Origin of the sequence: Synechococcus sp. PCC 6312, assembly GCF_000316685.1 — a bacterium.
Lineage (GTDB): Bacteria > Cyanobacteriota > Cyanobacteriia > Thermosynechococcales > Thermosynechococcaceae > Pseudocalidococcus.
In genome coordinates, this window is record NC_019680.1 from 1929441 (window position 1) to 1955790 (window position 26350).

Consider the following 26350-nt stretch of genomic DNA (forward strand, 5'->3'; position numbering starts at 1 on the left):
TTGCTTGTTCCATGCTACCTAGTTTGACTAACGGTTGTTTTGAAGTTCGGCAAAATACCAACGGAATGTATCTCCTTGAGTTTCAGTATGTTTAGCGACAATCCCCAGGCCCTGTAGTGCCTCTAAACAGTCAAGGATCGTTTGTTTTTCCGGTTGGCATTTTTGAACTGGGCCATGATTTGCTCAATCGTCCATTCCTGGGGTTGGGAATGCAAGAGATCCCGAATGGCGACAAGTTGCTGTTACCGTTTTTTGGGAAAGGGCTGTTGGGTGGGGCATCGGAGGACAGGTTCATATCCCTATTCCCTCTTGTCTAGTGCTTCAGAGTGGCTGCCATCGGCCGGGATGCTTCCTGATAGACCTGGGTAATGGTTTCGGCTAAGCGTTTCATCCCCGTAGCAATTTCAGTATCTCCAGCGGTGAGGCTAATCCGGATACATTCCTGTTTATGGGGCCAATCCTCCCGCAGGCCTGGGAAAAAGGAACTACCAGGAACAACAATTACCCCCACCTGCTTGAGCCGCTGGTACAACTCCCAATCCGAAATCGGTAAGTCTTGCAACCAGAGCCAGGCAAAAATTCCCCCTTCCCCTTGATGGAGAAACCAGGGTAATTCTGGGGATAAATACTCTGCTAGGGTTGATTCTAGGATTGTAAACTTGGCCTGGTAGAAGGGGCGGATCACCTCTGTGGATACCTGGGCTAATGCTCCATTGGCAATCGCTAGCGCAGCAATGGCCTGGCCGTATCGGGAGGCATGAATACAGGCATTAGTTTGAAAGGCTTCCAAAATTCGCAGGATAGAGGCATCCCCAATGGCTACTCCCACCCGTTCCCCTGGCAGGCCAGCTTTTGAGAGACTCAGACAATGGACTAGATTCGAGCCAAAAATGGGATTGAGTTCCGTAAAGTTAAGGCTGGGAAAGGGCGGGCCATAGGCAGCATCCACAAATACGGGCACACCATAGGGCAAGGCCTGGTCAGCAATTTGCCGAACTTCCAAATCAGTTAGAACATTGCCTGTTGGGTTACAGGGACGGGAAAAGATCACACAGCCCGTACTTTGGTCAATTTTCAGTTGTTCAAAGTCTGGACGGTACTTAAAGCGATGCCGGGCAACATCTATGTCTAAACGGGGGCGATAGGCTGTCACCATGTCGGGATGTAAGCTAATGCCGCCATAGCCAGTATATTCGGGGCTGAGGGGCAGCACCACCTGCTTCATCTCCCCGGATTCCGTTGGCCCAGCATAACCGTTGGCTGCATAAAAATAGAGTGTTTGACTACCGGGGGTAATTAAAACGTTCTTCTCCGTTAGATTGAGATCGTAGCGGCGGTTAAAATCAGCCACAATGGCTTCAATCAGCGGTTCATAGCCTTGACTTGTGCCATAGCGACAAACCACTTGCCCATATTCAGGACTAGCTAAGAGTTCTTGGGTACAATCCCGCCAGAGTTGCTCAACTTCGGGAACGATTAAGGGATTACCCGCACTAAGATTAATGAGTTCTTTACCCTTATGGGCATGGAGGGTTTCAATAATATCTTTCATGATTGCCCGCACCCCCGACAAATGGGACATTTGCTGACCAATGGCTGAAAGGGGTGGGTTCATTGAGCTAACCTTTTGCAGTATTTTTCAGGGAGTAAAGTAGGCCTGGACGGACAGGGGCGCGCCCCAAGCAAATCACATCCGTATCTCTTGTCCATCCGACCCTTAAACTGTAATGATTATGCCCTATTATTCTGGTGGAAATTTGAACATTTGATAGGCATCTCCAGTATTTAGAGTTTAACCTTAAACGTTGAGACAGCCAGGTTGGGGAGTAGGGGTCTAGTTATGGTGGCACAGGCAGCGGGACATACGTTTTTTATAGATGCCGGAGATTGGGCTGCGGAAGGCTCTTTATGTCTCCCCAATCAAAGTCAGCAAAAAGTCAGTGGGCGGATCCTAGTCAGTTGGACTTCTGATGATTGGTTCACAATGGCCGCAAAATTTATATTTCCAGATCAGTTAGAGCCACAATCACCATTGACTCTGCAATATCGGGGCAAGTTAGCTTACGGTGAAAGTCACTATACCCTTGTGCTACAGCATAGTCAGTGGGGCCGGGTGGAAGGGGTGGGCTGGGTCGGAGAGAAATCAATCACCAAACGATTTTGGGTTTTAGGAGATCCCGCTAAACGGGGCGGCACAGAAACCTATTGGCAACTCAATCCTAATCAATATGCAATGACAATAGTTTATACTGCTGGGACTAAAAATCTTAGTCTGATGGAAGCCACCTTAACCCGCCGAACTCCTTGATCAATTCAATTGGTGATGTCCACAATTTCTTTGGGAACTGCGGCGGTGAGAATATTCGGTTCACCTGTGGTAATTAAAACATCATCTTCAATCCGAATCCCCAGGCCCCGCCATTTATCAGGGATGGATGGTTGACCTTCAGCGGGTTGGGCTTCGGGGGCAATATAAATTCCGGGTTCGACCGTTAAGAGTTGCCCAGGTTGGAGTGTCACCCAAGTTTCTTTATTGTGTTTGTATAAACCCACATCATGGACATCGAGGCCCAGCCAGTGACTCGTTCCGTGCATAAAAAAGGTGCGATATTTTTGTTTATTGTCTTCTTTGCCCTCGGTCATCAAGGTTTCCACATCCCCAGCCAACAGATTGAGTTCTAAAAGTCCTTCCACAATCACTTGGACGGCTGCCTCATGGACTTGATTAAAGGTGTTACCGGATCTGGCCTGGGCAATCGCCGCTTTTTGGGCTTTCAACACTAAGTCGTAAAGGATATATTGCTCATCGGTAAACGTCCCACTGACCGGAAAGGTACGAGTAATATCGGCGTTGTAGTACCTGTAAGCACAGCCCGCATCAATTAGCAGTAAATCCCCGGCCTGGAGTTGGCGCTTATTTTCCGTATAGTGCAGAATACAGGCATTTTCCCCAGAAGCAACAATTGACGGATAGGCCGGCCCATCCCCCCCCCGAAAACGGAATAAACGCTCCATCTCGGCCTGGATTTCATACTCGTAACATCCGGGTTTGGCCATCTCTCGGGCCAGCTTGTGGGCTTCTACGGTAATTTCAATGGCGCGGGTAATTAGGGCTAACTCTGATGGAGACTTGATTAAACGCAAGGGAGCTAAAATCGGAGTCGGATCCGCTAGGGCGACTGGGCCAGTGCCTCGTTTGGGCAGGGTTTGCAGTAGGTGTTGGTAATGGTTGAGGATTTTCTGATCGAATTTTTCATCCCGACCGAGATGATAGTAAATCTGATCCCCAGTTTCTAAATAGCCCGGTAGTTTTTCATCAAGTTCGGCAATGGGAAAAACTGCATCAGCCCCGAATAAATCTTTAGCTGCATCTACGCCAACCCGCCGCCCTGACCAGATTTCTTGCTCTAAATCCTTGGGACGGACAAACAGGATAAATTGATGCTCGCTATGGTTAGGGGCGAAGACGGCAACGGCTCCGGGTTCATTGAAACCAGTCAGATAATAAAAGTCACTATCTTGACGAAAGTTGTATTCCACATCGTTGTGCATGACCGCCCGCAGCGCGCTGTTGAAGACAGCAACTCCTGTGCCGATTTTTGCCTTTAAGGTCTCCCGCCGTTGCTGATAATCTGCCTGCATCCCAATCACTCCAAGCCATAGAACCATGATATGGGAAAAATTTAGCAGGAGGGGGTAATGCTGTCCTCTCGTAATTCTTCCTGTTGCAGGTCTAGATCCTGCCAGCCACAATGGGTACACTGGGCTTGTCCAAGATTGGCCTGGGAGAGGGGGACGCGACTATGACATTGGGGACAACGGCCCGTAAAAAAGGGATGAGAAACCAGCAAACGAATCTGATCCGCATGGGAAAGTCGGGCCATGATCTGATTGAGAATAGACGAGTCCATCACTACTCCGGTGGACAAAATGGAGGGAACACCCATCGGGAACGCCATAGAGGTCTAAGTTTTAGGCAGTTATGCACATACCACTCTGTCAAATCCGGAGTAGGTCAACCATCGTAAAAATACGGAACTTTCTAGAAGAATCGGGAGAGATGATGGGAGAACGGCATTAGGCGGGTTGCCAGTTGACCCAATCTTGAGGCTTGAGAAAAATCTCATAGAGCTTGGCTTCCGGGGAGTTGGGTTCTGGTTGATAGCCATATTCCCAGCGGACTAGGGGCGGCAGAGACATCAGGATAGATTCTGTTCGGCCATTGGTTTGCAACCCAAAAATAGTACCTCGGTCATAAACCAGATTAAATTCCACATAACGCCCGCGCCGATAGAGTTGAAATTGCCGCTCTCGGTCACCATACTCCAGGCCCCGCCGCCGTTCCACAATTGGTAAATAGCTATCTAAAAAGGCATGGCCACAGGTTTGAATTAAGCCAAAGAGGTCTTGCCAAGTCCGTTGTGGTGGAATTCCCTTTTCTTGACTCAGTTGGGCTGCCAGGCCATGGGGATTGGGGCCACGATACAACTCCTGTTCACCGTCCTGGTAGTCAAAGAAAATACCGCCGATGCCGCGAGATTCCCCCCGATGCTTCAGATGGAAGTATTCATCACACCAGAGCTTAAAAACGGGATAGTAATCGGGCTGGTGCGAGTCACAGGCCTGTTTGAGGGTGTGATGGAAATGGGCTGCATCTTCAGCAAAGGGATAGTAGGGGGTTAAATCTGCACCACCCCCAAACCACCATACGGGCCCAGCTTCAAAATAACGGTAGTTCAAGTGAACCGTGGGTACATAGGGGTTCCAGGGATGCAACACCATTGAGGTTCCGGTGGCATAAAACCGATGACCCTCAGCCTCTGGACGTTGCTGCAAAATAGACGGTGGCAGGTGATCACCCCAAACCTCGGAGAAATTCACTCCCCCTTGCTCCAGTAAACCGCCGTGGCGAATCACCCGAGATCGGCCCCCCCCGCCTTCCGGCCGCGTCCAACTATCTTCTTGAAACTCCCCTTGCCCGTCTGCGGTGGTTAGTCCCTGGCAAATCCGGTCTTGTAAGCCTTTTAAAAAGGTGGCAACTTGCTCGCGGGAATTATCGGGAGGTAGAGAGGTAACAGTTGGTATGGTGGCAGGGGCGGACATAATTAAGGAAGTTCCATCAAAACTTGAGATCAGACGCTATCTAAAATGATCCATGAGATTGTGGTCAGATGGGAGGCTGGGTTATCAATCTTAAAGTTCCCTTAAGCTGGGTTTATCCCTTGGAAGATTTGCGTTTTAATGGATTAGTTATCGGTTTCCTCCGATATACCCCGTCAGTCAACTTAGGGTTCCATAAAGGCAAGTTAGGAAATGGTCTATGGACAATGCTGTGTAGAGCTTTGCTGCGCCTCCGGTAGGCTATTGCTAACGCTCGTAGAATATTCTATCCCCTTAAAACCGTCTGCGTAACCCGATAGCCAAGGTTAGGAGAAGCCGAGTGGGCCCGCATCGTTTACCTAAATCCCTCAAGTTGTCCCCTGCCAGTTGGCCTCTTGCTCGGACTTACCAGGCCATTAGTTCCGCGTCTGTGGATTTGATTTGGAAAAAAATTGCCAACTTGGCGGATGTTTCTTGGCACCCGTTAATTGCCCGCACCAATGTTCCCTATGGATTAATGCCCAAGCCGGGTCTTATTTTTGGGGCCGTCAGTCGGTTAATTCCCTGGCCAATGCAGATTTTTGTCGAGCGGGTTTCCCCTGAAGATCTGCTCAGTATCCGAATTATGGTTCTGCCCGGGGTTGAAGAGCGAGTCATTTACCGGATGGAATCTACGGTCTGTGGCACGAAAATCACCTACTCGGTGTTAATGCGGGGCTGGCTGGCACCCTTGGTTTGGTCCTTAGTCCGAGGTTATGCCGCAACAGTGGCCAATCGTTTAGCTATGGCCGCAGAAACTGAACCACCTACCACGACCCCGCCGCCAGATCCCTGTTTAGGCTTTTAGGCTTTCTTAACAACAATACAGATCAGGGATTGGCCTAAATATTCGCTAGAGTAGGGACATTTGTTCAGGACTCTAGGGTTGAGGGAGATACAGTATGCCAGTTGCCTTGATTACCGGTGCATCACGGGGGATTGGAGCGGCATTTGCCCAGGCCTTGGCAGCCAAACAGTATGACCTGATCCTTTCGGCTCGGAACCAAGCACAACTCCAGGCCGTGGGAGATCCCCTCCAACAGCAATATGAAATCACCGTTAAATATATTGTTCAAGATTTAAGTCAATTGGGGGCGGCTCAAGGGATTTTTCAGCAAGTCCAGGCCTGGGGGATGACCGTTGACTTATTGATCAATAATGCTGGCTTTGGGGACTATGGGGAGTTTGCAAGCCGTGATTTAGGTAAGTTTACCACCATGATCCAAGTGAATATTACGGCCTTGGTGGAATTGACCCATTTGTTCCTGGGGGAAATGCAGCAACGGCAGCAAGGGGAAATTCTCAACGTTAGCTCCATTGCAGGTTTCCTCCCCATGCCCTACATCAGTGTTTATGCCGCCACTAAGGCGTTTGTGCTTCATTTCAGCGAAGCTCTTTGGGCCGAAAACTATGGGCGGGGAATTACAGTCATGGCGGTTTGCCCAGGCCCAACCCGAACTGAATTTTTCGATGTAGCCGAGATGGCCCAAGCCCCAGGGATGTCAAAAGGGGATGCACCGGAAGTGGTTGTTAGAGAAGCATTGATGGCTCTGGCGGCGCGGCGTTCTCATCTGGTGAGCGGGCAGTTGCAAAATCGCGTTGTTGTCAGCCTCCCGCGTTTCTTGCCTAGGGATGTTCTTGTCAAAACCCTAGAGCCACGGTTTCGTCCCCCTGGATTGAAGAGTGCCACATAAAAAACACCCCAGTTTTTATTTATGGAATCTATTTTATTGAGCCAAAATATGCATCACCAGTAATGACTCGAACATGACAAAAACGTTGAATGATTTCAAAATCTTTTATGTTATCAGTTACGATTGTAACGCTGGCTCGCTTTGCTGTTCGGGCAATCAGAACATCATGGGTAATTCGATATTTCTGTTCAGCCGACATCTTTGGAGTTAGTCCAGCTCGCTTTGACTTCAAGCCTTTTTGGAGAGAGTTTGTCACCTTCCCAACAATCCACCAATCTTCTGCATTTGGAACTAAAAGTCTTCCAGATTTTTCATACTCCCGTCTAGCAATGTTCAATCGCTTCAATTGTGCTTGGTCATCAGCACCCGCAACCAACTCTTGAAGTATGACTACAGAGAGGTAAAAACTATTGGGTAACTCAATATTTCGACGAGAAATGAGAATATTTGTATCAAACGTTACCTTAGTCATTGGTTATAGTATTGCTTAGCCTATCTCAACCCAGAGAAATATTACAAACTTCACCAGATAATTTTTCTGAATTTGCCCCATTTAGCCCAATGGGTAAGGCTCTGTCATTTAGGGATATTTTTGCCGGGCAAACGTTACACACTTTCTTTTTTTTGTGACATGAGACTTAATGCTTTCATAAGAGCCTGATTTGCTTTTCTAACTGCCGCCAGCTTTTCTGAACGACTTAGGGTGGGGAGGGCTTTTTTGTTCTTAACTTTGGGACTCGGTTGTGTTGGCACTTGCTGATCCAGTGGACTATTTTCAACAGCGTCAGGGTCGAGGCATTCTTGAGATGGCTGCGTAACCATAATCTTTCTGGGTGCTAGCTGAGTACTTCAATTATATTGTGAGACGTTGTCCTGTTGCTAGCTGTAAAGAGCTTAGGGTTCTCCAGTATGATGGACAGGCATCTTTACAGAGTATTATTAATCAGCATTCATGATTACGGTGACAGTACCCGCAACAACAGCAAATCTTGGGCCTGGGTTTGATTGTCTAGGAGCAGCCCTATCCCTGACAAATCAATTTAAGTTCCAAAAATCTCCAACGACCAAGATTATGGCTCGGGGCCGGGATGCGGACAAAGTCTTGACGGATGAGCGGAATTTAGCCTATCAAGCTTTTTGTTATTTTTATGATTCCCTTGAGGAAGATATTCCTGATATTCAGCTAGAGATTGAATTGGGAGTCCCCTTAGCGCGAGGCCTGGGCAGTTCAGCTACGGCTATTGTTGGGGGGCTGCTAGGGGCCAATGCACTTATGGATCAGCCTTTGAATCCTCAACAACTCCTGGCCCTCGCAATTGAGATGGAGGGCCATCCAGATAATGTGGTTCCGGCCTTGTTGGGGGGCTGTCAATTGACGGCAACGGGGGCAGGGGATCAGGGATGGGTGACAGTTCCCTTGGCCTGGCATGAATCTGTTGTTCCCGTGATTGCGATCCCAGAGTTTGAATTAGCGACCCAGACGGCTCGGCAAGTTCTCCCGCCCCATCTCAGCTATGGAGATGCCATTTTTAATGCGGCTCACCTCGCCCTACTGATTCAAGGGTTGGGGACTGGTAATGTTCAATGGCTCGCGGCTGGCCTGCAAGATCGACTCCATCAACCCTATCGTCATTCCCTAATTCCGGGTTATGAGCAGGTCCAAATCGCGGCACTGGCAGCGGGGGCCTATGGCCTGGTGATAAGTGGGGCGGGGCCAACGTTGCTGGCATTAACATCTCCCCAATCCTCTCAAGGGGTAGCTGAAGCAATGAGTTCAGCTTGGGCAAAAGTCGGGGTCTTGGCTCAAACCCAGGTGACCCAGCTTAATGGTCAGGGTGCTAAGGTTGCTTAGGCAGTGATTGTCATGGAGGCATCAGTGAGCCTTACTGGGCTTGGGCGGTGATGATTGTCCCCCCTAATTCTCCCCGCCGGATGGATTCTAATAGTTCTCCATAGACTTGGCTGACGGCCTCCCAGGCCTGGACTCCAGCTAATTGAATAATGTCGAGCCGTTTACTATGGGCCTGGGCCATAAAGTGTTGATACCACCGTTGATACTGTGCGGAAAGATCCTGAATACGAGTTAATTGCCACTGTGTTCCCAGTAGAGATGTGATTTCAGCTAAAACGATGGGATGGGGAATAAAAGGTTTATTAGCTTGGGTAATCGGGGCCTGGTGATAGGTTCCTAAATCTGTATAGTCAAAGATTAAAAGGGTGGAGCCGGGATGGGCAACTTGGTGAAGAGCATCTAGGGCTTGGGCCTGATCCTCAAAGGCATAGAACGAGTTGAATAGGTAGAGCAAATCATAGGTTGTCGGTAGAGTGTTTGGTGCATTTAGAACATTTCCAGTGAAAAATTTGCAGCCGGGATAGTGCTCTTGGGCATATTGAATCGAGTCTGTATCCAAATCCAGGCCAGTCACGTTTCCCCAACCGTGGGACTGTAAATAATGAGCCGTGCCGCCCCGACCACAACCAACATCTAGCATCTTTCTGGCCGGATTTTGCGGAATTGTGGCAAACATCAGCTCAATGGCTTCCTCTTCCCCGGGGTGGGCATAGTTTCCTTCACGAATTAATGCGAGAAGTTGCTTCCCCCCGAAAGAGTTCATTCGCATAGAGCTATACCAATTTGTTTTTTTAACAACGAACCATCTGTGGTAGGCTAACAAAAATATTAAGCCAATGTCCTCCCAAAAAAATATCTTTCGAGATAAGTTATGAAGTTTAGAGTCAACACGCCTACGGTCGTCAGCGAAGTGATTGAGGGGGAAGCAGTTATTCTCAACCTTGACAGTGGTAACTATTACAGCATGGAAGGTTCTGGAGCCATAATCTGGGAGTTATTATCCCAAGGACTAACGGTTACTGACATTGGTAATTGGCTAGCTAAGACATTTAGTGACCATCCTGATCGGATGATGAATACTGTGGTCGGCCTGGTCAGTGAATTGCAAATGGAGGGCTTGATTGTACCCTTAGGGGAAGATTTGCCTGATCCTGAGCCATTGAATTTAGACAATATAGCAGTAGAGAAGAGTTTTGTTGAGCCAAAGCTGTGTAAATATAGCGATTTGCAAGATTTGTTGATATTAGACCCAATTCACGATGTTACAGACAGCGGTTGGCCGAAAGCCAATATTGAGTAGAGGCTTAAAAGACAGCTTACAGAAAAATATAGCGTATGACTTTGATGAGAGATTCTAGCTTAATGATAGACAATCATGATATTTTTTGGAGTTTTTATCAATACTGCCAAGATAGTTTCAGTCATACAACCACAGTCTCCGAAAGCTTCTATAAAATAGGGGATTACACCGTTCACTTAAAATTTGCAAATGAGACTATTCAAAAAATCATCTCTCCAGCTCAACTACATTTAATTATTCCTAAGACTTCTCAGGTGAAAGCAGATTTAACCATCTTTGTATCAGAGCAAGTTTCTCATAATCAACCTTTGCCGCAATTAGTTAAAGCTTGGTTTGAAGCAATAGCCCAGCACCCTGAAAAGTATCTTGCTCCTCGAGGTGAAATAATTAGTGGTGACAATCAGCAAATTTTAATTGCCTATAATGGTGGCTCAGGTATTATCAACCTCTATCATTTGGAGAAAAACATTGCTCTCTGCTTAATCCAAGATATAAATAGACTACCTTACTATGAAATTGGTTCACCATTTAAAGTTATTTGGCATTGGTTAGTTCAAAGTAAAGGACAATTAATGCTTCATGCTGGTGCAGTGGGTTTAGAGGATAAAGGAGTACTGTTGGTTGGTAAAGGCGGCTCAGGAAAGTCAACTACAGCCTTGGCCTGTATAGATAGCAAACTAAAATATTTAAGTGATGACTACTGTGTTGTAACTTGGGAGACATATCTAAAAGTCCATAGCTTATTTAGTACAGTGAAGTTAGTCGGTAAAAATGATTTAAAACGTTTTCCATTCATCAACAAGCATCTATCTAACTCCAGAAATATCGAATATGAGAAAGCAATGGCATTTGTTAACCAGTTTGCGCCTGAAGCTTTACTAAATGAGTTACCCTTAAAAGCTATTTGTATTCCCAAGGTCACTGGTTTAAGCGCAACAACATGGGAAAGAACGTCTCCAGCTAAAGCACTTTTCTCAACCGCTCCTAGTAGTATTTTCCAATTGCCCTATACGAATAAAAATACATTTCAGATGATTTCCAAAGTTGCATCATACTTACCTTGTTTTTACCTCAAAATTGGGACAGATATAAAGCAGATTCCTGATAATATTCTGCAAATATTAAATGAATTGTAGCTATTTAGTTATGACACTCCCTTTAATCTCAGTCATTATTCCTGTTTACAATGGAGAGCATTTTTTAGCAGAAGCTCTTGCCAGTATCCATGCTCAAAACTATGACCCACTAGAACTAATTGTTGTTGATGATGGTTCTGCGGATAATAGTGCTGAAATTGCCAAAGCCGATTCAAGACTTCGTTACTTTTATCAAGAAAATCAAGGACAGGCTGTAGCACGGAATAATGGCATACTTCAAGCAAGAGGAGACTTAATTACCTTTCTTGATCAAGATGATGTATGGCCAAAAGGTAGCTTAATTAGGCTAGTTGAAATATTACAGAAAATGCCCGATGTTGCATTAGTTAATGGATTAGTACAAGAGTATAACTATTGTTTAGATGATGGCAAGTTCTATATTTCCGATAGACTTCCCTATTGGCATGTCAACCTAGGTAGTGCTCTTTTTCGCAAATCAATATTTTTCAAGGTAGGTCTATTGTCTGATGGGCTTAAAGGTTGTGATGATATTGAATGGTTTATGCGGGCCTGGTATCAAGAAGTTCCAAATTATAGTCTTGATAAAGTTACTCTTCACTATCGCAGACATGACAATAATATGACGTGGGATACCATAACAATAAAAAAAGGAATAATGAGAGTTTACTATAAACACATTCAATATAATCATCAAAATCTACAACTTAGCCATAAAAAACAAAATTTTCTCGAATATATTGGCTTTAATAAATACCTTAAAAATAATCAAAAGAAATGATTATATGAATAGTGATTACCCCCTAATTTCCGTGATTATTCCTGTCTGGAACGGCGAACAATTCTTGCCGGAAGCATTAGGAAGTATTCATGCTCAAGAATATCCATCTCTAGAAATTATTGTTGTTGATGATGGCTCAACAGATAATAGTGCTGTTATCGCTCAATCTGACCCGACCGTTAATTATTATTATCAGAATAACCAGGGGCCTGGTGCGGCAAAGAATATGGGATTAAAGAAGGCCAGTGGTAAATTTATCGCATTTTTAGATTCTGATGACATCTGGACGAGAGATACACTACGGCGACACTCAAGTTATCTCGTTAATAATCCCTCTGTTGATATTGTTCAGTCTCAGGTTCAAGAATATTGTCTTAATACTTATCATCAAAAATTTAACCCGACAACAGTTCCTTATTTCATGTTTGCTTTAATGGCAAGTTCTTTATACCGTAAATATGTATTTGATTCTGTAGGATTCTTTGATACAACATTAAGTTGTAGTGAAGATTGGGACTGGACGTTAAGAGCATACGAAATGAATATTTACAAAGAAAAACTGAATTTTCCGTCTTTATTGTATCGAAAACATGATAATAATATGACAAAATTTTTAACATTATCTCAGCTAAATTTGGTTAAAGTATATCATGGTCATTTAAAACGAATACGTCAACAGGAGCATAAAATGGAAAATTTACAAATACAGAAAATATTAGATTATTTTGGACATTGGCCCTATTGATTTCAGTTGCTCCCTAACCGTTATGAATTGATTAACTTACCACTTGAGTTTATTTTCTTAGAGTCTTAAATCATCGGGTTATATTGGATAAGTTATGATGATTATCAATTTACCTCTAATTTCAGTGATTATACCTGTATATAACGGAGAGCGGTTTCTAACCGAGGCGTTAGATTCAGTTCACTCCCAGAATTACCAATCACTCGAAATAATTGTCGTGGATGATGGTTCTACGGACAAAACCGCATCAATTAGCCAAGCAAATCCGAAAGTTTCCTATATTTATCAATACAACCAGGGAGCTGCATCTGCAAAAAATACGGGTATTAAAGCTGCCAAAGGAGAATACATCACATTTTTAGACTCTGATGACTTATATCCACCGGGAATGCTACTTAACTTGGCAACTTATTTGAGTCGAAATACCACGGTTGATATTGCCCATGGCTTAGTTCAGCAACTTAACTATAATCCGCAAACAAGAACATTTGATTACTCGGGAATTCCCCATTGGAATGTAAACTTTGCCAGTGCACTATATCGGGCATCTGTATTTGAGAAGGTGGGCTACTGTGATATTTCACTCAAAACAAATGAGGATGTAGATTGGTTTATGCGAGCCTGGGAGCTTGGAATTCCAAAAGCTCGAATTTATGAAGTCGCTCTCTTACGTCGTAGGCATGATCAAAATATGACTAATGATAAGCTCCGAGTTCAACAGGGATTAGTGCAGGCTTTTTACCGTCATCTAAAACGAAATCGACAAGAATCAGAGCTTCTGTCTTCCTCAATCACTGTGGCCGATTATTTTGGTTATGTTTCATCTCCGGAGTTACCAAGAATTTCATGAACTCCATTTCTATGATCAGTGTGGTGATGGTGGTTAAAAATGGCGAACCTTATTTATCTGAAGCCATTGACAGTATTGTCACTCAAACCTATCCTGTTGATGAAATTATTCTGGTTGATGGTAACTCAACAGATCGAACTGCAATAATTGCCCAATCCTATGATCTAGTTCAATATCAGTTACAGCGAGAACCAGGCCTGGCTCAAGCCTATAATCAAGGAATTGAAAGTGCTCAAGGGGAATTTATTGCTTTTTTGTCTCATGATGATCGATGGTCGCCTCAGAAGCTTCAATTACAGATTGAATTAATGAAGAGAGAACCGAATTTAGGATACACAATTACTAATTTTTGTTACTTTACAGAGTCTACTCTAGAAGATACCTATAGTTTTAAATTATCCCTACTAGAACGAGAGCTTATTGGGCACATCATGGAAACTCTAGTAGCTCGAAAAAATGTGTTTAAGCAGGTAGGTTTACTGTCACCATCTCTTGCGTTTGCTAATGATGTTGAGTGGTTTATTCGAGCTGAACAGAAGAATATCCCTATGAAGGCTATCCCACAAATATTGCTTTACAAGCGAGTTTGGAGCGGGAATACCGCAACGATTAATGCTGGTGTTAACTCTCAGGAGTTACTTAATATTCTTCGTCAGCACATCCAGCAGAAAAGATTGGGAAAAAGAAGTGACTAACTTTATGATTGATGGTAAACCCTTAGTGAGTGTTATCATACCTGTGCATAATGGAGAGCTTTTCCTCGGTGAAGCACTAGCTAGTATTCACAGACAATATTATGAGCCAATTGAAGTTATCGTGGTTGATGATGGTTCAACTGATCAGACCGCAGACATTGCAAAATCAGACCCACTAGTCCATTATTTAAAGTCTTCTTGCGCCGGCCCAGGCCCAGCCCGAAATCGGGGTTTAGAAATTGCTAAGGGAGAGTTCGTAACGTTTTTAGACTCTGATGATTTTTGGTTGGATAACATATTGATAAAATTTGTTGAATATCTCCAAATCAGGCCACTGGTTGATATAGTTCAAGGCCTAATGCAACCTTATGTCTTAAACTCAGATCTTGGTGTGTTTTTACCCCATTCTCAACCGGTATTTCTGATGCAGCTAGGTTGTTGTCTCTATCGAAAATCTCTTTTTCAGAGAGTGGGTACTTTTGATGAAAGTTTATATAGTGGTCAGGATATGGATTGGTTTACTCGGGCTTGGGAGTTAGGAATTATTAAACATCGCCTTGCTCAGGTAGTTTTATATTACCGTCGCCACGAAAAAAATATAACTAAATCTATAAAAATATTACAAAAGGGGCGATTAGAAGCGTTTCATCGACATCTTCAACGAATGAAGCAGAAAAATTCTCAGATTATGGATAATAACCATAGCTCATTGATGGACTATCTCGGGGCCTGGTCTGAAAGGTAACGTATCACCTAATTTTCGTTGGTACAGATAAATGAATATCTTGCGTCGTCTCAAGTTAGTCTTTAATATATTAAAAGGAAAAGCTGATCCAGTCTTCATCATATCAACCACCGAGCCAGAGTTGGTGATGGATAATCAGCTTTTGTATGGCAAAAATGTATTTATTACTGGTGCTGGGCAAAATATTGGTCGTAGCATTGCTCTAGAGATGGCCAGGCAGGGAGCAAATATCTATTTTTTAGACTTAGACCCGGAAAAATGTAAAAAGTTAGAATTTGAATTAGGTACTTACACCGTGAAGTTTAAGGGCTTTCAAGCTAATATTGTCAATCAGCAAGATATTGACCAGATTATTGAGTATTTAAGTCGAGAAAATATCACTATTGATATTTTAGTAAATAATATTGGAATTGCCGTTAGAAAATCTCAGATCAATGACTTTTGTCTATCGGATTGGAAAATGGTTTATGATACTAATATATTTAGCCCTCTCTACCTAACTCAATTAGTGGCTAGTAATATGATTAGAACCTCAACAAAGGGATCAATTATATTCATAACGTCAATCCATCAATGGCTGATCCATAATGATCCAAGCTACTCCTCCTCTAAGGCAGCATTAGGCATGGTTATCAAAGAAATGGCCATTGACTTAAGTAAATTTGGTATTCGTGTTAATGGCATTGCGCCTGGGTTAATAAAAGAAGATGAACAAGGCTACCCTCGTTACTGGCAATATGGTCAATTACAAAAAACTTCTATTCCCCCAAAATACATTGGTAGAGCTGTAGTTTATCTTGCTTCTGACTATTTTAGTCACTTTACAACTGGTACAGTTCTGACAATTGATAATGGCGTGGCAAGTTTGGGGTATCGTGCTAAATCTTCTTGATGTAGATGTGGATAGCTGATGTCTTACTTAACAGAAATATTTGTAATCGGATTAGGCAATGAAAATGTCTTGGGATTTGATGGACACATAGCGCAATAGCTTTCATCTTCACGCCCTAAAAACTCGTGTAGTTCTGGCTCGGTGCAGTTTGACGATAGTGGTGTGTAGTTTAAATAGGGTTGCCAGTATTCAGAAAGAGAGTATTTCTTTGCTTGAAGTTGTAAGTATGCGAGAGGAGGACATTTCCAAAGTTGCCCTTGAAATAACTGTAAACAATGCTTCGCAGGGCAATTTTCCCAACTTTGTCGGGGTTGATTATCTGCAAAAGGTTCCATCTGTGAACCAATGCCATAATATCGCCGTGTCCAATATTTTTGAGAGTTTAAAATCTTTATAGTGATTTCATACTCTCGTTGCCATTGAAAAACTAAATCTAATTGGGGTTGTAGGTGGCTTAGATATTCTGGGCTGTCGTGATGGATTGAAATATGAAGTTCAGCCCTAGGGTAAGACCTAAGAAATCGAGGAAGATCAGGATGCCGTTCAAGAAAAAAACCATTGGTCACTAAACGCAACTTACTGTGCGGAAAATATTTCTTAACAAGCGGTACAAATTCTGCTAACTGAGGATGAAGAGTCGGCTCGCCCCCGAGTAAAGAAAAGGAAATTGGCTGAACTCGTCCTTGCCATTGCTCAAACCATCGCGCTGCTTGTCCCAGAGTTACTAGTCCTTGATGATATTGATTAGAATAATGAGCACAACTTTCACAGTGTAGATTACAGTTATGAATGATATGAAGTTCAAGATTTCTAACTATTTTCATAGATATTAACTGACTAAAGCTACTTATACTGATGCATAATACTATATAGTCCGATGTAAATTTATTTAATATGACAAATATAATTAAGGATGATAGTTTGATCAGTGTAATTATACCTGTTTTTAATGGTGAAAAGTATATTAAAGCTGCTATTACTAGTGTTCTTTCTCAGATGAAAAACTCTTTGGAAATTGTCGTAATTGATGACGGTTCTAATGATTACACATCCACAGTTATACAGAAATTGATGCAGAATCATCAGAATATCTACTACAAATATCAAGAAAATCGAGGGGTTGGAGTAGCTCGTAATTATGGTGTTGAAATCTCTCAGGGTGAATTTCTCGCCTTCCTGGATGCCGATGATCTTTGGGCAGCTAATAAATTAACTATCCAGATAAATGCATTCAAGCAAAATCCAGATATAGATATTGTCTTTGGACAAGTTGAGCATTTCATCAGTCCCGATCTCTCTACCCAAGAAGCGCAACGCTGGAACTATCCTCACAAGATTATGCCCGCTTACGCCGCTGGGGCTATGTTATTAAGACGAGAAACCTTTAACCATGTCGGTCAATTCTCAGAAACTTGTGAAGTTGGACAATTTCTTGACTGGTATTTAAGAGCGATTGAATTAAATCTAATCAGCTTTCTTCCACCCGATGTCGTGCTCTTAAGGCGTGTTCACAATGATAATTCATCTCAAAAATCGAAAAGTTATTGGCAAGACTATGTGCGGATTATAAAATCTTCTTTAGACCGTAGAAGGAGTCAATTTTAAACTGTGAAGACAAGACATTCTCTAAAGTTGTGGCAATTTTATTTGTCATTTTACGAACGACGATATGGCAAACTTTCCTGGAGTATCTTTCTCTCTTTCTTACAATCACTTATGGTTTTACCGAGTATGTACTTGGCTCGCGCTGCATTTGATTGGGCCATTCCAAGTCGAAGCTTAGTCTCTCTTTTTCAAGTTGGCTTAGGGATGCTTCTTTTTAGTCTTTTAAGTGCCACTATCGCTCTCACAAATCGTTATTTAACATTGATTATTACCAAAACAGCAATTCTAAAAATGCGCGTGCAACTCCTAGAAAGATTATTCATCATCCCCAGAGAGATATATCGTCAGTCAGATTACGTTCACTGGCACACGACTATTGTTCAAGATACTGAACGTCTAGATATTATGAGCAATAACTCTCTCACAGTGGTGCTGCCATCCGTTGTTACAACTATTAGCTTAGTTATCTTACTTTGGTATTGGAACCCATTGCTTTTAGCCTTAATGGCTCTAATTTCACCACTGGCATTTATTTATAATTACTATGCAAGGAGAAAGTTAAAATATACCACACCATTATTCTTAAGAGCATTTGAACAGTTTAGTAAGGGCATCTTATTTACTATTCGCAGTTTAGATCTAATTCATATTCAATCTGCCCAAGAATGGGAATGGTTTCGTCAGAAAGAATCAATTAAAAATTTATACCATAAAAGTATCCAAGTGGCTTGGTTAAATAGTGCTTATACCTTAACTCAAAATAACTTATTAACCATTGCTAAGTTAATACTTTTAATAGGTGGTGGTTGGGCTGTGATTGGTAATACAATTAGCTTGGGTGAGTTGATTGGATTTTATATCGCTACAAACCTGTTGCAAACTGCCTTACAATCAATATTGGGAACAATTCCAGTTTTCATTTCAGGACAAGCATCTTTAGATAATATCTATCGTTTTTTCCATTATCCAATTTCGCAGCCCTACAATGGACAGATACAGGTTGATTGGCAAGGTAAACTATCTTTAACCGCTATTACTTTCTCTCACGGTAAGACTCCAATCCTATCGGATTTAAGCTTAACCCTATGGCCAGGCCAAGTTATTGTTATTCTCGGCCCAAACGGTTGCGGAAAAAGTACTCTCATTGATTTGATCTTGGGCTTTTACCGACCCAACTCTGGAGAGATTGTGGCTGATGAGTTGTCTTATAGGGATATTGATATAGCTTCTTTTCGTCAACGAATTGGGGTTGTAAGGCAAGAAAATTTCTTCTTTCCTGGTACGGTTTGGGAAAATTTGACCTATGGTCTGAATGATCATCCTGAATCCGAAGTCAACCATGTTCTTGAAATTGCTATGGCAGATTATTTCATTCAACAATTGCCACAAGGGCTTCAGACAAAAATTGGTGAAGATGGCAATCTCTTATCTGGTGGGCAACGGCAGCGACTGGCATTGGCTCGTAGTTTATTACGTTATCCTAAGATGTTAATCTTAGATGAACCAACTAATCACTTGGATCAAGAGGCAATTGCGGAATTGATGGCTAATTTGAAGAAAGTACAATCCAGGCCTGGAATTTTAATTGTTAGCCATAACTTAAAACTAACTGAACAGGCAGATCAAGTCTTAGAAATGAATGATGGCAAGTTAAGACTAGTTTCTCCTCTTATTTAATTGTTGATACGTCTTTTGGTTATCTTTGTCTATGTCTATTTCAACACATGCGACCCGGCCATTAAGGGGTGGAAACTACCAAGCAACTCCTGAACAAATTTTATTATTGCGGGCATCTCTTTGGCCTGGAGAAAGGGCAATTCACGCATGGCAGGCCTGGATACAGCAAGTGGACTTTGAAAACCTTGATGCTGGCTCTAATCGGCTACTGCCGCTACTATACCGAAATTTATCTCAACTTGGTGTCGAACACCCAACAATAGAAAAGCTTAAAGGTATCTATCGATATACTTGGTCAATGAATCAGCTTCGTGCTCAAAGGCTAAGAAAAGTTTTAGAGAAGTTTCAAGAGGCAGATGTTCCAACTATTTTACTAAAGGGGATGAGCTTATGCATTGCCGATTATCAAGATTGGGGGGTACGGCCTATGGTAGATATGGATGTTTTGGTTCCTCCTGAGTTTACTGAAAAAGCTATGACGATTTTAATGCAAGATGGTTGGAAGTCTACACATTATAATCCTGACAAGGTCCATGAACATATATCTTTGCGACATGCCTCTGGATTAAAAGATCAAGACGGGTGGAGCCTAGATTTACATTGGCGAATTTTTCAAAATAGTTTTACCCTTTGTGATCAGAAAGTTTTTTGGGATGACAGTCAGCTAGTAAAATTTATGGGTTTAAAAACAAGAATACTTAAACCAATTGACCGTTTTCTCCATGTCTGTGTTCACGGTTCTTGCTGGTCTCCGGAGCCTCCTATTCGTTGGATTGCTGATGCATTAACAATTTACTATAAGCAAGATTTTTCTAACTGGTTAGAATTAGTGGAACGAACTAATTTATTTTCACTTAATCTTCCCTTGTTGACCACATTAACTTATCTTAATGATAATCTAGAACTATCAATTCCCAGAAATATATTTTCTCATATCGATCATTACTCTGCTACTAAAAAGGAGAAGTTTGCACATTATATAAGAACTAACTCCTCTGTGGATGTTTTCTCTAAAAATCCTCTTAACTCTATCTTGGCAGAGTTGATGAGCTTAAAGCTTATGTATCAGAGCTTTAGTTTATACCCAGGTCAATTATCAAAATCAAAGAAAAACCTATTGTCTTTTCTATGGACGTATTTTCGATCAGAATTCTGTTGGCAAAAGCTCATTTCTAGAATCAATAAACTATTTAACACAATATTGATAGTTTTCTTCAAGATTTCTCGATAAAAACCATAAAATTTATTCATCCATACTATCAGTTTAAATCAGTGAGATTATTTGATTTACCAGTCTTAAATCACCGCAGACCCCACCATTACCAGTTTTGCTAACTGGATCAAATGCTATGCTTGACATAACTAGTTCTAGGAGTAAACCATCTTTACTCGTCAATGTTTGGAATAGGGAACGCTAGAGATGGGTAACTATAAAGAATTTTTGAAGATTAACCAGGCCTGGGACTTACTTTGGTACGTTTAAGCTAAATACGCCTAAAATCCTTGATTAGTTATTACCCCTGTCAAACCTGATACAGAACTACCCTTACCTAAGGACTTCACGATGTCAACCCAAAATATTCCTGAAATTCAACGACTCAACCAAGCTAAAGCCAGCACACATCCTTGGCGAAAATGGGGTCCTTATCTGAGTGAGCGACAATGGGGGACTGTACGAGAAGATTACTCTACCGATGGCAATGCTTGGGATTATTTTTCCCATGATCAAGCCCGTTCACGGGCCTATCGCTGGGGGGAAGATGGCCTAGCGGGGATTTGTGATGATCAACAGCAACTCTGTTTTGGCCTGGCCCTTTGGAATGGCGTTGATCCCATTATTAAAGAACGACTTTTTGGTCTAACTAATAGTGAAGGGAATCACGGTGAAGATGTCAAGGAATACTATTTTTACCTAGATAGTACGCCAACGCATTCCTACATGAAATATCTCTACAAATATCCCCAACGCGAATTTCCCTACGATGACTTAGTGCAGACCAATGCCCGCCGCGGTTATTACGACCAAGAATATGAACTTCTTGATACGGGGGTTTTTGATGAAAATCATTATTTTGATGTTTTTGTGGAGTATGCCAAGGAATCTCCGGAAGATTGGTTAATTCAAATTGAAGTCTTTAATCGGGGAGACCAAGCTGCCAGCCTCCATGTGTTGCCTTCTATTTGGTTCCGCAATACCTGGAGTTGGTTTAAACACCCCGTTACAAAACCCCAATTACGCCAAACCAGTGCCGGAATCATCGCCGCCCAACATCCTGAATTGGGAACTCGCTATTTATCCTGTCACCAGGCCCCACCTCTGTTGTTTACCGAAAATGAAACGAATCTGGAACGGGTGTTTGGCCTGGAGAATCTTCAACCCTACGTCAAAGATGGAATTAATAACTATTTAGTCCATGGTCAAACCGATGCGGTGAATCCCAGCCGAGTCGGGACAAAAGCTGCGGCTGATTATTTTCTCGAAATTCCGGCCGGGGGCAGTCAAATCATTCAAGTTCGCCTCGGCACAACGCCTAACTCAGACTTTGGCCCCGCCTTTACAAAAACATTCCAGGCCCGTCGTCAAGAAGCTGATGAATTTTTTGGGAAAGTGATTCCCGATAGCCTCAGTCCTGATGCTAAAAATATTGCCCGCCAGGCCATTGCCGGGATGATGTGGACAAAACAGTACTATAACTTCCCAGTCAAAGAATGGCTTGAAGACGAAATTCTCCCCCCCGATTGCCCGGAACGCTTGCCTACCCGTAATAAAGATTGGTTTCATCTCGAGAGTTCTGCCATTATCTCCATGCCCGATAAATGGGAATATCCTTGGTTCGCGGCCTGGGATCTCGCCTTTCACTGTGCTGCCCTGTGCTTGGTGGATATGGAATTTACCAAAGAGCAACTGTGCCTGATGGTGGATGAACTCCATCTTCATCCCAATGGTCAACTCCCCGCCTACGAATGGAATTTTGGGGACGTTAACCCGCCGGTTCATGCCATTTCCACCTATCAGATTTATATGTTGGACAAAGCTTTGAATGGCGGTCAAGGGGATCGGGTCTTCCTGGAAAGTGTATTTCACAAACTCCTGCTCAACTTTACTTGGTGGGTGAATCGTAAAGATGCCTCCGGCAATAACGTCTTTGAGGGCGGTTTCCTTGGCCTGGATAACATTGGGGTGTTTGACCGCAGCGCGCCGTTACCGATGGGGGGACGCTTAGAGCAAGCCGATGGCACCAGTTGGATGGCCATGTATTCCCTGGATATGTTGAACATGGCGGTGGAGTTGGCCCTCGACAATCCGGCCTACGAAGACCTCTGTTGCAAGTTTTATGAGCATTTCATCTACATTGCCGGAGCGATGGATCGGGTTGGAAACAACAAAGATGAACTCTGGGACGAAGAGGACGGCTTTTTCTATGACATTCTCCACTTACCTGATGGCCGGGCCCAACGCTTAAAAGTCCGCTCCATGGTTGGCCTGATTCCCCTCTGTGCTACGGCCGTTGTCAGTGATGAAATTCTTGAGCGTTTGCCAAAATTCAAAGCCCGCATCGCCGAGTTTAATGCCCGCCATCCTGAACTTTTGGCCAATATCAATGACCCCAATGCCCTCGGCGTGAAAAACCGCCATTTGTTCTGCCCGGTTGGCCCAGAAAAGCTGCGGCGTATCCTGAGTAAAATGCTGGATGAATCGGAATTTTTGAGTGATTACGGCCTGAGATCCCTATCCCGTTACCACCTCGAGCATCCCTATAAATTCGTCTTAGGGCGCGACATATACCGGGTGGATTACTTACCGGCCGAATCAACATCGGGGATGTTTGGCGGCAATTCCAATTGGCGCGGCCCGGTCTGGATGCCGGTGAATGCCATTATTGTCCAAGCGCTGCGAAAAATGTATGGCTATTATGGCGATGAGTTTAAGGTGGAATGTCCCACCGGCTCCGGGAATTGGCTCACCCTCTGGGATGTTTCCGACTTAATTCTCACCCGCCTCAATAATATTTTTCTGCAAACCGAAGAACGGCGACCCGTCTATGGCGAAACCGAGAAGTTCCAGACGGATCCCCATTGGCGGGATCTGATCCTGTTCTATGAATATTTCCATGGCGATAATGGGGCCGGGATTGGGGCCAGCCACCAAACCGGTTGGACAGGGCTAATTGCTCGTTATCTCGTTGCCCAGGCCTCGCTCTCGTCTAAAGAAGTCTTGGAAAAAACCTATATGTCCGCCGTCTCCACCACCATCGGCACCGCCTAACCCAACTGATTTTCGATGGATTTGAGAAACTGAGCCATGTCCTGAGTAGAGCGGAGGTGATAAACCGTTTTCCGACTGCGGGCCTGCTGCACATAGTCACGATATTTGGGGGTGAGACGTTTGTGGCATAGCCCAAGGACTTGGTAGCTTTGGAGCGAACTCTTGAGAATGGGACTGTTTTCTGGCCAACCAGCTGGGGGCGAAATATATCCTGTCAGGAACCGCTTGGTCACCCACCAGAAATGCCGGGCTAGGGGTAAATCAACATAAATCAGGGTATCAGCGGCATCCAGTCTCGGCCAGAGGGTGTCCAGGGATCCAAAGCCATCAATAATCCATCTCTCAGAGTCTAAAATGGCCTGGTGGGCTTGCCCATACTCGGCCTGGGAGACTTCTTGCCCATCAGATTGAAACTTAATCTTGTCTAAGGTGTAAAGTGGCAAACCGGTTATTGTGGCTAGTTTGCGACTGAGTGTTGATTTTCCGCCCCCAGCATTGCCAAAGATCGCAACTTTCTGCATGGCTCTCCCTATTGCTTAATAACAATTCATATTATTAATATCCATTAACCCCCAGGCCGGGTCACTGTTGTACTTGAGGGCCTACCCCGACAATACAAACATCAGCCCAATCGCCCTAAACACTTTACCTTCGCCTTCAACCCAGGAGACTTTTATGAAACGGTTTGCGATCTGCTCCCTAGTTAGCCCCATGACTCTGATTCCAACGGCAGTTCGGGCGGAAATCCCTGCGACTGTATCAACCCAACCCTGAAGCCTAATGGGATTCCCAACCGGATTGAACTTACCCCCACGGTTAGCGGAAAAATCCTCCTCAATAGTGCACCCAGTATCTGTTCCCAATTCAAGGTCAAGTTATCGAATGGGGCCACTTTCCCACCGATCATGCCCCAATCTGCCCATGTCAAATCTGTGGCCAACAATCAATGTGAATCCCGGGTCACGCTTCCTCAGGCTCTACAAGGTAGCAAAGCATTTGTTTCGATTGATATCTCTGTGAGCGCTGATGTATCGGGTCAAAGTGATATGCCGATTTCACTCCCCAGTAGTAGCAGCTTGAAAAATATCAACTTTACGGTGAAAGCTATCGGCTAAATTAGTTCATCTCCAAGACTGAGGTATCAAGAACAGTCATAAAACCGATCTCTTATGATTGCCCAGGAGGTTTTATGTTTTGGGGGACGACTGGGGCGGGATAGGGTTGGACTAGCTTATCTAGGTTCTTGCTTGGAACTATCGGGTCCTAGATGGTTGCGGCAATTTCACTGGACTTACTCATCTGGGGTAACCCGCAGCAGGAAGTAACCCAGGCCCAGGCCAACGAGGACTAAGGTAAAGGAAATTACTGCGGTATTAAAAATCTCTTCAGCCATGATGCTCCAACCTCTCCAAAATGAAAGACGGGTCGCCCCATCAAAAAACAACCAAAACTTATCTTAGCCCTATCCGGCGACTAATACTTTGGGTTCCGTTTGAATCGGCAGCACATCCAAAATATCCGTCTGGGCACAGTATTTCAAATCATCCAGCGAGCCAAGTTTCAGAAGCCGTTGTCCATGACTGGCCTGGTGGAAGAGAGACAGTAAATCATGCTCATAGTGACGATAGAGAGCCAAGGCCGCCACTGTTTCATCATTCCCGGCAAATTCTGCCACTGACAGTCCTGTCAACATCCATAAACTATGGGCAATAGCACCCGCACAAACCGTATCTTCCAAGGAATAGGCCCCTTCCCAACCGGAGCCGACAATCCAAACTGTGGGCGGATAGAGTTGATGGACATAATTCACCACAGCAGCCCGATTCACTAAAGCAGCAGCTAGGACAATTTTGGCCGATTGAATCCGGGCTAGGGAGCGGGTGCCATTGGTCGTACTCATGAACAACCGACAGTCTTTGACTCGGTCTGGGGTGCAATCAAAGGGGGAGTTTCCCAGATCAAAGCCCTCAACTTTTTTCCCGCCCCGTTCTCCAACCCGAATCCGCTGCTCTGCTGGCCAGGCCTGGCTGACCCGATCTAAATCTTCTAGGTCGCTGAAAACCTGGACTGCTTCGGCTCCGGCGGCGAGGGCTGTGGCAATGGTCGTCGTGGCCCGCAAGACATCTACAGCAATGGCACAATCGGGAACCCAATCCGGGGGAACACGCTCTGGGGTGTGATAAATGTATACCTGCATAATCGTAATCGCCTCCACCGGATTAATTCTGTCCGCCACACTGTCCCCAATCTTATGACGAACCTTGATACCAGTAGTAGGTAACCATCGGAATGACGGTAGCGGCAATCAGTAAAACAATCACAATCACAGTGGCTGAGCGATCATCGGTTTCGTCAAGGCTTTTATAGGTCTTTTCGGCGACAACTTCCTTTTCAACTGGGGGGCCGGGGTCGGGTTGTCCGGTTAAAACCGCTTCAATACGAGCACTGGCATCCAAAAAAGCCTGGTTGTAGTTGCCATCCTTGATCGGAACGCGCATTGTGGCCTGGGCAATACTCTCAGCAATGTCATCCGATAGCTTGGCTTTAACGGCTTCCCCCGTGATTAAATAGGTCCCATTGGTAACAGTGTCAAGGGCGAGAATGGCTTGATTGGCTTGATCCTCTGGTTCAGGATACCAGCGGTTCAGGAGTTTGGTTGCAAAAGTGGTGGGCGTTTCTTCGTAGTCGAGGCGATGGACTGTCACAAAGTGTACCTGAGTGTCTGTGGATTGAGCCAGGTTCTTAGCAATCCCCTCTAGGCGGCCCTCTGTTAATGGGCTAATTATATCTCCCTGATCCACCACCCAGAGGGGATTACTGTCATTCGGGACAGGCAAGGCATAGGCTCCGGTCGCTAAAACAGGCGGGGCAACCAAGAGAAAAAAGCTGATGATCATCCCAAGGGTCTGGGTGAGAGCCTTGAACTGGCCAAGGGATAAGGGCCGAGATGCTGAGTTAAAACCGTTCATAACTGGAGAAGCTAATAAATTTTA

General features: G+C 44.1%; 29 protein-coding genes. 17 read left to right on the forward strand and 12 right to left on the reverse strand.

The window, feature by feature from the left end; translation table 11 throughout:
- Nucleotides 1-313: 313 nt before the first annotated feature.
- Nucleotides 314-1615 carry a valine--pyruvate transaminase gene (locus SYN6312_RS09380; RefSeq protein ID WP_015124634.1) on the reverse strand — a complete coding sequence of 434 codons (1302 nt, stop codon included), beginning with the start codon at nt 1613-1615 and terminating at the stop codon, nt 314-316.
- Between the two features lie 225 nt (nt 1616-1840).
- On the opposite strand from SYN6312_RS09380, the gene SYN6312_RS09385 reads away from it, so the two are divergent.
- Nucleotides 1841-2308: a hypothetical protein gene (locus SYN6312_RS09385; protein ID WP_015124635.1), complete on the forward strand. Its 468-nt coding sequence runs from the start codon at nt 1841-1843 to the stop codon at nt 2306-2308.
- Between the two features lie 5 nt (nt 2309-2313).
- Here SYN6312_RS09385 and SYN6312_RS09390 read toward each other — a convergent pair whose 3' ends face one another.
- From SYN6312_RS09390 to hemF, 3 genes are all read right to left on the reverse strand, one after another.
- The gene (locus SYN6312_RS09390; RefSeq protein WP_015124636.1) at nt 2314-3642 is read right to left on the reverse strand and encodes an aminopeptidase P N-terminal domain-containing protein; all 1329 of its coding nucleotides are present in this window, start codon (nt 3640-3642) and stop codon (nt 2314-2316) included.
- Between the two features lie 41 nt (nt 3643-3683).
- Entirely contained in the window at nt 3684-3947 is a 264-nt protein-coding gene (locus SYN6312_RS09395) for a hypothetical protein (protein ID WP_041430798.1), read from the reverse strand.
- A 130-nt stretch (nt 3948-4077) separates the two neighbouring features.
- Nucleotides 4078-5103: an oxygen-dependent coproporphyrinogen oxidase gene (hemF, locus tag SYN6312_RS09400; RefSeq protein ID WP_015124638.1), complete on the reverse strand. Its 1026-nt coding sequence runs from the start codon at nt 5101-5103 to the stop codon at nt 4078-4080.
- Nucleotides 5104-5440: 337 nt separating this feature from the next.
- On the opposite strand from hemF, the gene SYN6312_RS09405 reads away from it, so the two are divergent.
- Together SYN6312_RS09405 and SYN6312_RS09410 are read left to right on the forward strand one after the other, a co-directional pair.
- Nucleotides 5441-5947, forward strand: a complete 507-nt coding sequence (locus SYN6312_RS09405; RefSeq protein WP_015124640.1) for a hypothetical protein — start codon at nt 5441-5443, stop codon at nt 5945-5947.
- 94 nt (nt 5948-6041) lie between these two features.
- Nucleotides 6042-6833, forward strand: coding sequence for an SDR family oxidoreductase (locus SYN6312_RS09410; protein ID WP_015124641.1), 792 nt, complete (start codon nt 6042-6044; stop codon nt 6831-6833).
- Between the two features lie 28 nt (nt 6834-6861).
- Here SYN6312_RS09410 and SYN6312_RS09415 read toward each other — a convergent pair whose 3' ends face one another.
- Together SYN6312_RS09415 and SYN6312_RS09420 are read right to left on the reverse strand one after the other, a co-directional pair.
- Complete coding sequence (locus SYN6312_RS09415; RefSeq protein WP_015124642.1) at nt 6862-7305, reverse strand: type II toxin-antitoxin system VapC family toxin; 444 nt, start codon at nt 7303-7305, stop codon at nt 6862-6864.
- 134 nt (nt 7306-7439) lie between these two features.
- Nucleotides 7440-7655, reverse strand: coding sequence for a hypothetical protein (locus tag SYN6312_RS09420; RefSeq protein ID WP_015124643.1), 216 nt, complete (start codon nt 7653-7655; stop codon nt 7440-7442).
- Nucleotides 7656-7785: 130 nt separating this feature from the next.
- Between SYN6312_RS09420 and thrB the strand changes: the two genes are divergently transcribed.
- Nucleotides 7786-8685 (forward strand): homoserine kinase, encoded by a 900-nt coding sequence (gene thrB / locus SYN6312_RS09425; RefSeq protein WP_015124644.1) that lies wholly within the window; start codon nt 7786-7788, stop codon nt 8683-8685.
- A gap of 31 nt (nt 8686-8716) precedes the next feature.
- On the opposite strand, the gene SYN6312_RS09430 is transcribed toward thrB, so the two are convergent.
- Nucleotides 8717-9454, reverse strand: a complete 738-nt coding sequence (locus SYN6312_RS09430; RefSeq protein WP_015124645.1) for a bifunctional 2-polyprenyl-6-hydroxyphenol methylase/3-demethylubiquinol 3-O-methyltransferase UbiG — start codon at nt 9452-9454, stop codon at nt 8717-8719.
- Between the two features lie 102 nt (nt 9455-9556).
- On the opposite strand from SYN6312_RS09430, the gene SYN6312_RS09435 reads away from it, so the two are divergent.
- From SYN6312_RS09435 to SYN6312_RS09470, 8 genes are all read left to right on the forward strand, one after another.
- Nucleotides 9557-9985, forward strand: coding sequence for a PqqD family protein (locus SYN6312_RS09435; protein ID WP_015124646.1), 429 nt, complete (start codon nt 9557-9559; stop codon nt 9983-9985).
- A 44-nt stretch (nt 9986-10029) separates the two neighbouring features.
- A complete protein-coding gene (locus tag SYN6312_RS09440; protein ID WP_156804769.1) occupies nt 10030-11121 on the forward strand; it encodes a serine kinase in 1092 nt (363 codons plus the stop codon).
- 10 nt (nt 11122-11131) lie between these two features.
- Nucleotides 11132-11881, forward strand: coding sequence for a glycosyltransferase family A protein (locus SYN6312_RS18295; RefSeq protein WP_015124648.1), 750 nt, complete (start codon nt 11132-11134; stop codon nt 11879-11881).
- Nucleotides 11882-11885: 4 nt separating this feature from the next.
- A complete protein-coding gene (locus tag SYN6312_RS09450; RefSeq protein WP_015124649.1) occupies nt 11886-12626 on the forward strand; it encodes a glycosyltransferase family A protein in 741 nt (246 codons plus the stop codon).
- Between the two features lie 94 nt (nt 12627-12720).
- Nucleotides 12721-13476: a glycosyltransferase gene (locus SYN6312_RS09455; protein WP_015124650.1), complete on the forward strand. Its 756-nt coding sequence runs from the start codon at nt 12721-12723 to the stop codon at nt 13474-13476.
- Nucleotides 13473-14171, forward strand: a complete 699-nt coding sequence (locus SYN6312_RS09460; protein WP_015124651.1) for a glycosyltransferase family A protein — start codon at nt 13473-13475, stop codon at nt 14169-14171. Before SYN6312_RS09455 ends, SYN6312_RS09460 begins: the two co-directional genes overlap by 4 nt.
- Before the next feature lie 4 nt (nt 14172-14175).
- Nucleotides 14176-14916 (forward strand): glycosyltransferase family A protein, encoded by a 741-nt coding sequence (locus SYN6312_RS09465; RefSeq protein WP_015124652.1) that lies wholly within the window; start codon nt 14176-14178, stop codon nt 14914-14916.
- Nucleotides 14917-14947: 31 nt separating this feature from the next.
- Nucleotides 14948-15808 carry an SDR family NAD(P)-dependent oxidoreductase gene (locus SYN6312_RS09470; RefSeq protein WP_041430800.1) on the forward strand — a complete coding sequence of 287 codons (861 nt, stop codon included), beginning with the start codon at nt 14948-14950 and terminating at the stop codon, nt 15806-15808.
- 23 nt (nt 15809-15831) lie between these two features.
- On the opposite strand, the gene SYN6312_RS18895 is transcribed toward SYN6312_RS09470, so the two are convergent.
- Nucleotides 15832-16632 carry a radical SAM protein gene (locus tag SYN6312_RS18895; protein ID WP_015124654.1) on the reverse strand — a complete coding sequence of 267 codons (801 nt, stop codon included), beginning with the start codon at nt 16630-16632 and terminating at the stop codon, nt 15832-15834.
- A gap of 70 nt (nt 16633-16702) precedes the next feature.
- Between SYN6312_RS18895 and SYN6312_RS09475 the strand changes: the two genes are divergently transcribed.
- The 4 genes from SYN6312_RS09475 to SYN6312_RS09490 all read left to right on the forward strand — a co-directional run bounded on the left by SYN6312_RS09475 (nt 16703) and on the right by SYN6312_RS09490 (nt 23357).
- Nucleotides 16703-17413, forward strand: a complete 711-nt coding sequence (locus tag SYN6312_RS09475; protein WP_015124655.1) for a glycosyltransferase family A protein — start codon at nt 16703-16705, stop codon at nt 17411-17413.
- Between the two features lie 3 nt (nt 17414-17416).
- Nucleotides 17417-19090 carry an ABC transporter ATP-binding protein gene (locus SYN6312_RS09480; protein WP_256377470.1) on the forward strand — a complete coding sequence of 558 codons (1674 nt, stop codon included), beginning with the start codon at nt 17417-17419 and terminating at the stop codon, nt 19088-19090.
- A 31-nt stretch (nt 19091-19121) separates the two neighbouring features.
- Nucleotides 19122-20321 (forward strand): nucleotidyltransferase family protein, encoded by a 1200-nt coding sequence (locus tag SYN6312_RS09485; protein WP_015124657.1) that lies wholly within the window; start codon nt 19122-19124, stop codon nt 20319-20321.
- 333 nt (nt 20322-20654) lie between these two features.
- Complete coding sequence (locus SYN6312_RS09490) at nt 20655-23357, forward strand: hypothetical protein (protein ID WP_015124658.1); 2703 nt, start codon at nt 20655-20657, stop codon at nt 23355-23357.
- Here the strand turns inward: SYN6312_RS09490 and SYN6312_RS09495 are convergent.
- Nucleotides 23354-23878, reverse strand: a complete 525-nt coding sequence (locus tag SYN6312_RS09495) for a hypothetical protein (protein ID WP_015124659.1) — start codon at nt 23876-23878, stop codon at nt 23354-23356. The genes SYN6312_RS09490 and SYN6312_RS09495 overlap by 4 nt on opposite strands.
- A gap of 384 nt (nt 23879-24262) precedes the next feature.
- On the opposite strand from SYN6312_RS09495, the gene SYN6312_RS20080 reads away from it, so the two are divergent.
- Nucleotides 24263-24472, forward strand: a complete 210-nt coding sequence (locus tag SYN6312_RS20080; protein ID WP_015124661.1) for a hypothetical protein — start codon at nt 24263-24265, stop codon at nt 24470-24472.
- 176 nt (nt 24473-24648) lie between these two features.
- On the opposite strand, the gene SYN6312_RS09510 is transcribed toward SYN6312_RS20080, so the two are convergent.
- The 3 genes from SYN6312_RS09510 to psb32 all read right to left on the reverse strand — a co-directional run bounded on the left by SYN6312_RS09510 (nt 24649) and on the right by psb32 (nt 26326).
- Nucleotides 24649-24750, reverse strand: coding sequence for a PetM family cytochrome b6-f complex subunit 7 (locus SYN6312_RS09510; RefSeq protein ID WP_015124662.1), 102 nt, complete (start codon nt 24748-24750; stop codon nt 24649-24651).
- Nucleotides 24751-24819: 69 nt separating this feature from the next.
- Nucleotides 24820-25554, reverse strand: a complete 735-nt coding sequence (locus tag SYN6312_RS09515) for a 2-phosphosulfolactate phosphatase family protein (protein WP_015124663.1) — start codon at nt 25552-25554, stop codon at nt 24820-24822.
- Nucleotides 25555-25606: 52 nt separating this feature from the next.
- Nucleotides 25607-26326 carry a photosystem II repair protein Psb32 gene (gene psb32, locus SYN6312_RS09520; RefSeq protein WP_015124664.1) on the reverse strand — a complete coding sequence of 240 codons (720 nt, stop codon included), beginning with the start codon at nt 26324-26326 and terminating at the stop codon, nt 25607-25609.
- Nucleotides 26327-26350 lie beyond the last annotated feature (24 nt).

Bases quoted from the DNA above. Each gene is read 5' to 3' on its own strand.
- SYN6312_RS09380 (WP_015124634.1), bottom strand. From the start codon at position 1,615: ATGAACCCACCCCTTTCAGCCATTGGTCAGCAAATGTCCCATTTGTCG.
- SYN6312_RS09385 (WP_015124635.1), top strand. From the start codon at position 1,841: ATGGTGGCACAGGCAGCGGGACATACGTTTTTTATAGATGCCGGAGAT.
- SYN6312_RS09390 (WP_015124636.1), bottom strand. From the start codon at position 3,642: ATGCAGGCAGATTATCAGCAACGGCGGGAGACCTTAAAGGCAAAAATC.
- SYN6312_RS09395 (WP_041430798.1), bottom strand. From the start codon at position 3,947: ATGGGTGTTCCCTCCATTTTGTCCACCGGAGTAGTGATGGACTCGTCT.
- hemF (WP_015124638.1), bottom strand. From the start codon at position 5,103: ATGTCCGCCCCTGCCACCATACCAACTGTTACCTCTCTACCTCCCGAT.
- SYN6312_RS09410 (WP_015124641.1), top strand. From the start codon at position 6,042: ATGCCAGTTGCCTTGATTACCGGTGCATCACGGGGGATTGGAGCGGCA.
- SYN6312_RS09415 (WP_015124642.1), bottom strand. From the start codon at position 7,305: ATGACTAAGGTAACGTTTGATACAAATATTCTCATTTCTCGTCGAAAT.
- SYN6312_RS09420 (WP_015124643.1), bottom strand. From the start codon at position 7,655: ATGGTTACGCAGCCATCTCAAGAATGCCTCGACCCTGACGCTGTTGAA.
- thrB (WP_015124644.1), top strand. From the start codon at position 7,786: ATGATTACGGTGACAGTACCCGCAACAACAGCAAATCTTGGGCCTGGG.
- SYN6312_RS09430 (WP_015124645.1), bottom strand. From the start codon at position 9,454: ATGCGAATGAACTCTTTCGGGGGGAAGCAACTTCTCGCATTAATTCGT.
- SYN6312_RS09435 (WP_015124646.1), top strand. From the start codon at position 9,557: ATGAAGTTTAGAGTCAACACGCCTACGGTCGTCAGCGAAGTGATTGAG.
- SYN6312_RS09440 (WP_156804769.1), top strand. From the start codon at position 10,030: ATGAGAGATTCTAGCTTAATGATAGACAATCATGATATTTTTTGGAGT.
- SYN6312_RS18295 (WP_015124648.1), top strand. From the start codon at position 11,132: ATGACACTCCCTTTAATCTCAGTCATTATTCCTGTTTACAATGGAGAG.
- SYN6312_RS09450 (WP_015124649.1), top strand. From the start codon at position 11,886: ATGAATAGTGATTACCCCCTAATTTCCGTGATTATTCCTGTCTGGAAC.
- SYN6312_RS09455 (WP_015124650.1), top strand. From the start codon at position 12,721: ATGATGATTATCAATTTACCTCTAATTTCAGTGATTATACCTGTATAT.
- SYN6312_RS09460 (WP_015124651.1), top strand. From the start codon at position 13,473: ATGAACTCCATTTCTATGATCAGTGTGGTGATGGTGGTTAAAAATGGC.
- SYN6312_RS09465 (WP_015124652.1), top strand. From the start codon at position 14,176: ATGATTGATGGTAAACCCTTAGTGAGTGTTATCATACCTGTGCATAAT.
- SYN6312_RS09470 (WP_041430800.1), top strand. From the start codon at position 14,948: ATGAATATCTTGCGTCGTCTCAAGTTAGTCTTTAATATATTAAAAGGA.
- SYN6312_RS18895 (WP_015124654.1), bottom strand. From the start codon at position 16,632: ATGAAAATAGTTAGAAATCTTGAACTTCATATCATTCATAACTGTAAT.
- SYN6312_RS09475 (WP_015124655.1), top strand. From the start codon at position 16,703: ATGACAAATATAATTAAGGATGATAGTTTGATCAGTGTAATTATACCT.
- SYN6312_RS09485 (WP_015124657.1), top strand. From the start codon at position 19,122: ATGTCTATTTCAACACATGCGACCCGGCCATTAAGGGGTGGAAACTAC.
- SYN6312_RS09490 (WP_015124658.1), top strand. From the start codon at position 20,655: ATGTCAACCCAAAATATTCCTGAAATTCAACGACTCAACCAAGCTAAA.
- SYN6312_RS09495 (WP_015124659.1), bottom strand. From the start codon at position 23,878: ATGCAGAAAGTTGCGATCTTTGGCAATGCTGGGGGCGGAAAATCAACA.
- SYN6312_RS20080 (WP_015124661.1), top strand. From the start codon at position 24,263: ATGCCCCAATCTGCCCATGTCAAATCTGTGGCCAACAATCAATGTGAA.
- SYN6312_RS09510 (WP_015124662.1), bottom strand. From the start codon at position 24,750: ATGGCTGAAGAGATTTTTAATACCGCAGTAATTTCCTTTACCTTAGTC.
- SYN6312_RS09515 (WP_015124663.1), bottom strand. From the start codon at position 25,554: ATGCAGGTATACATTTATCACACCCCAGAGCGTGTTCCCCCGGATTGG.
- psb32 (WP_015124664.1), bottom strand. From the start codon at position 26,326: ATGAACGGTTTTAACTCAGCATCTCGGCCCTTATCCCTTGGCCAGTTC.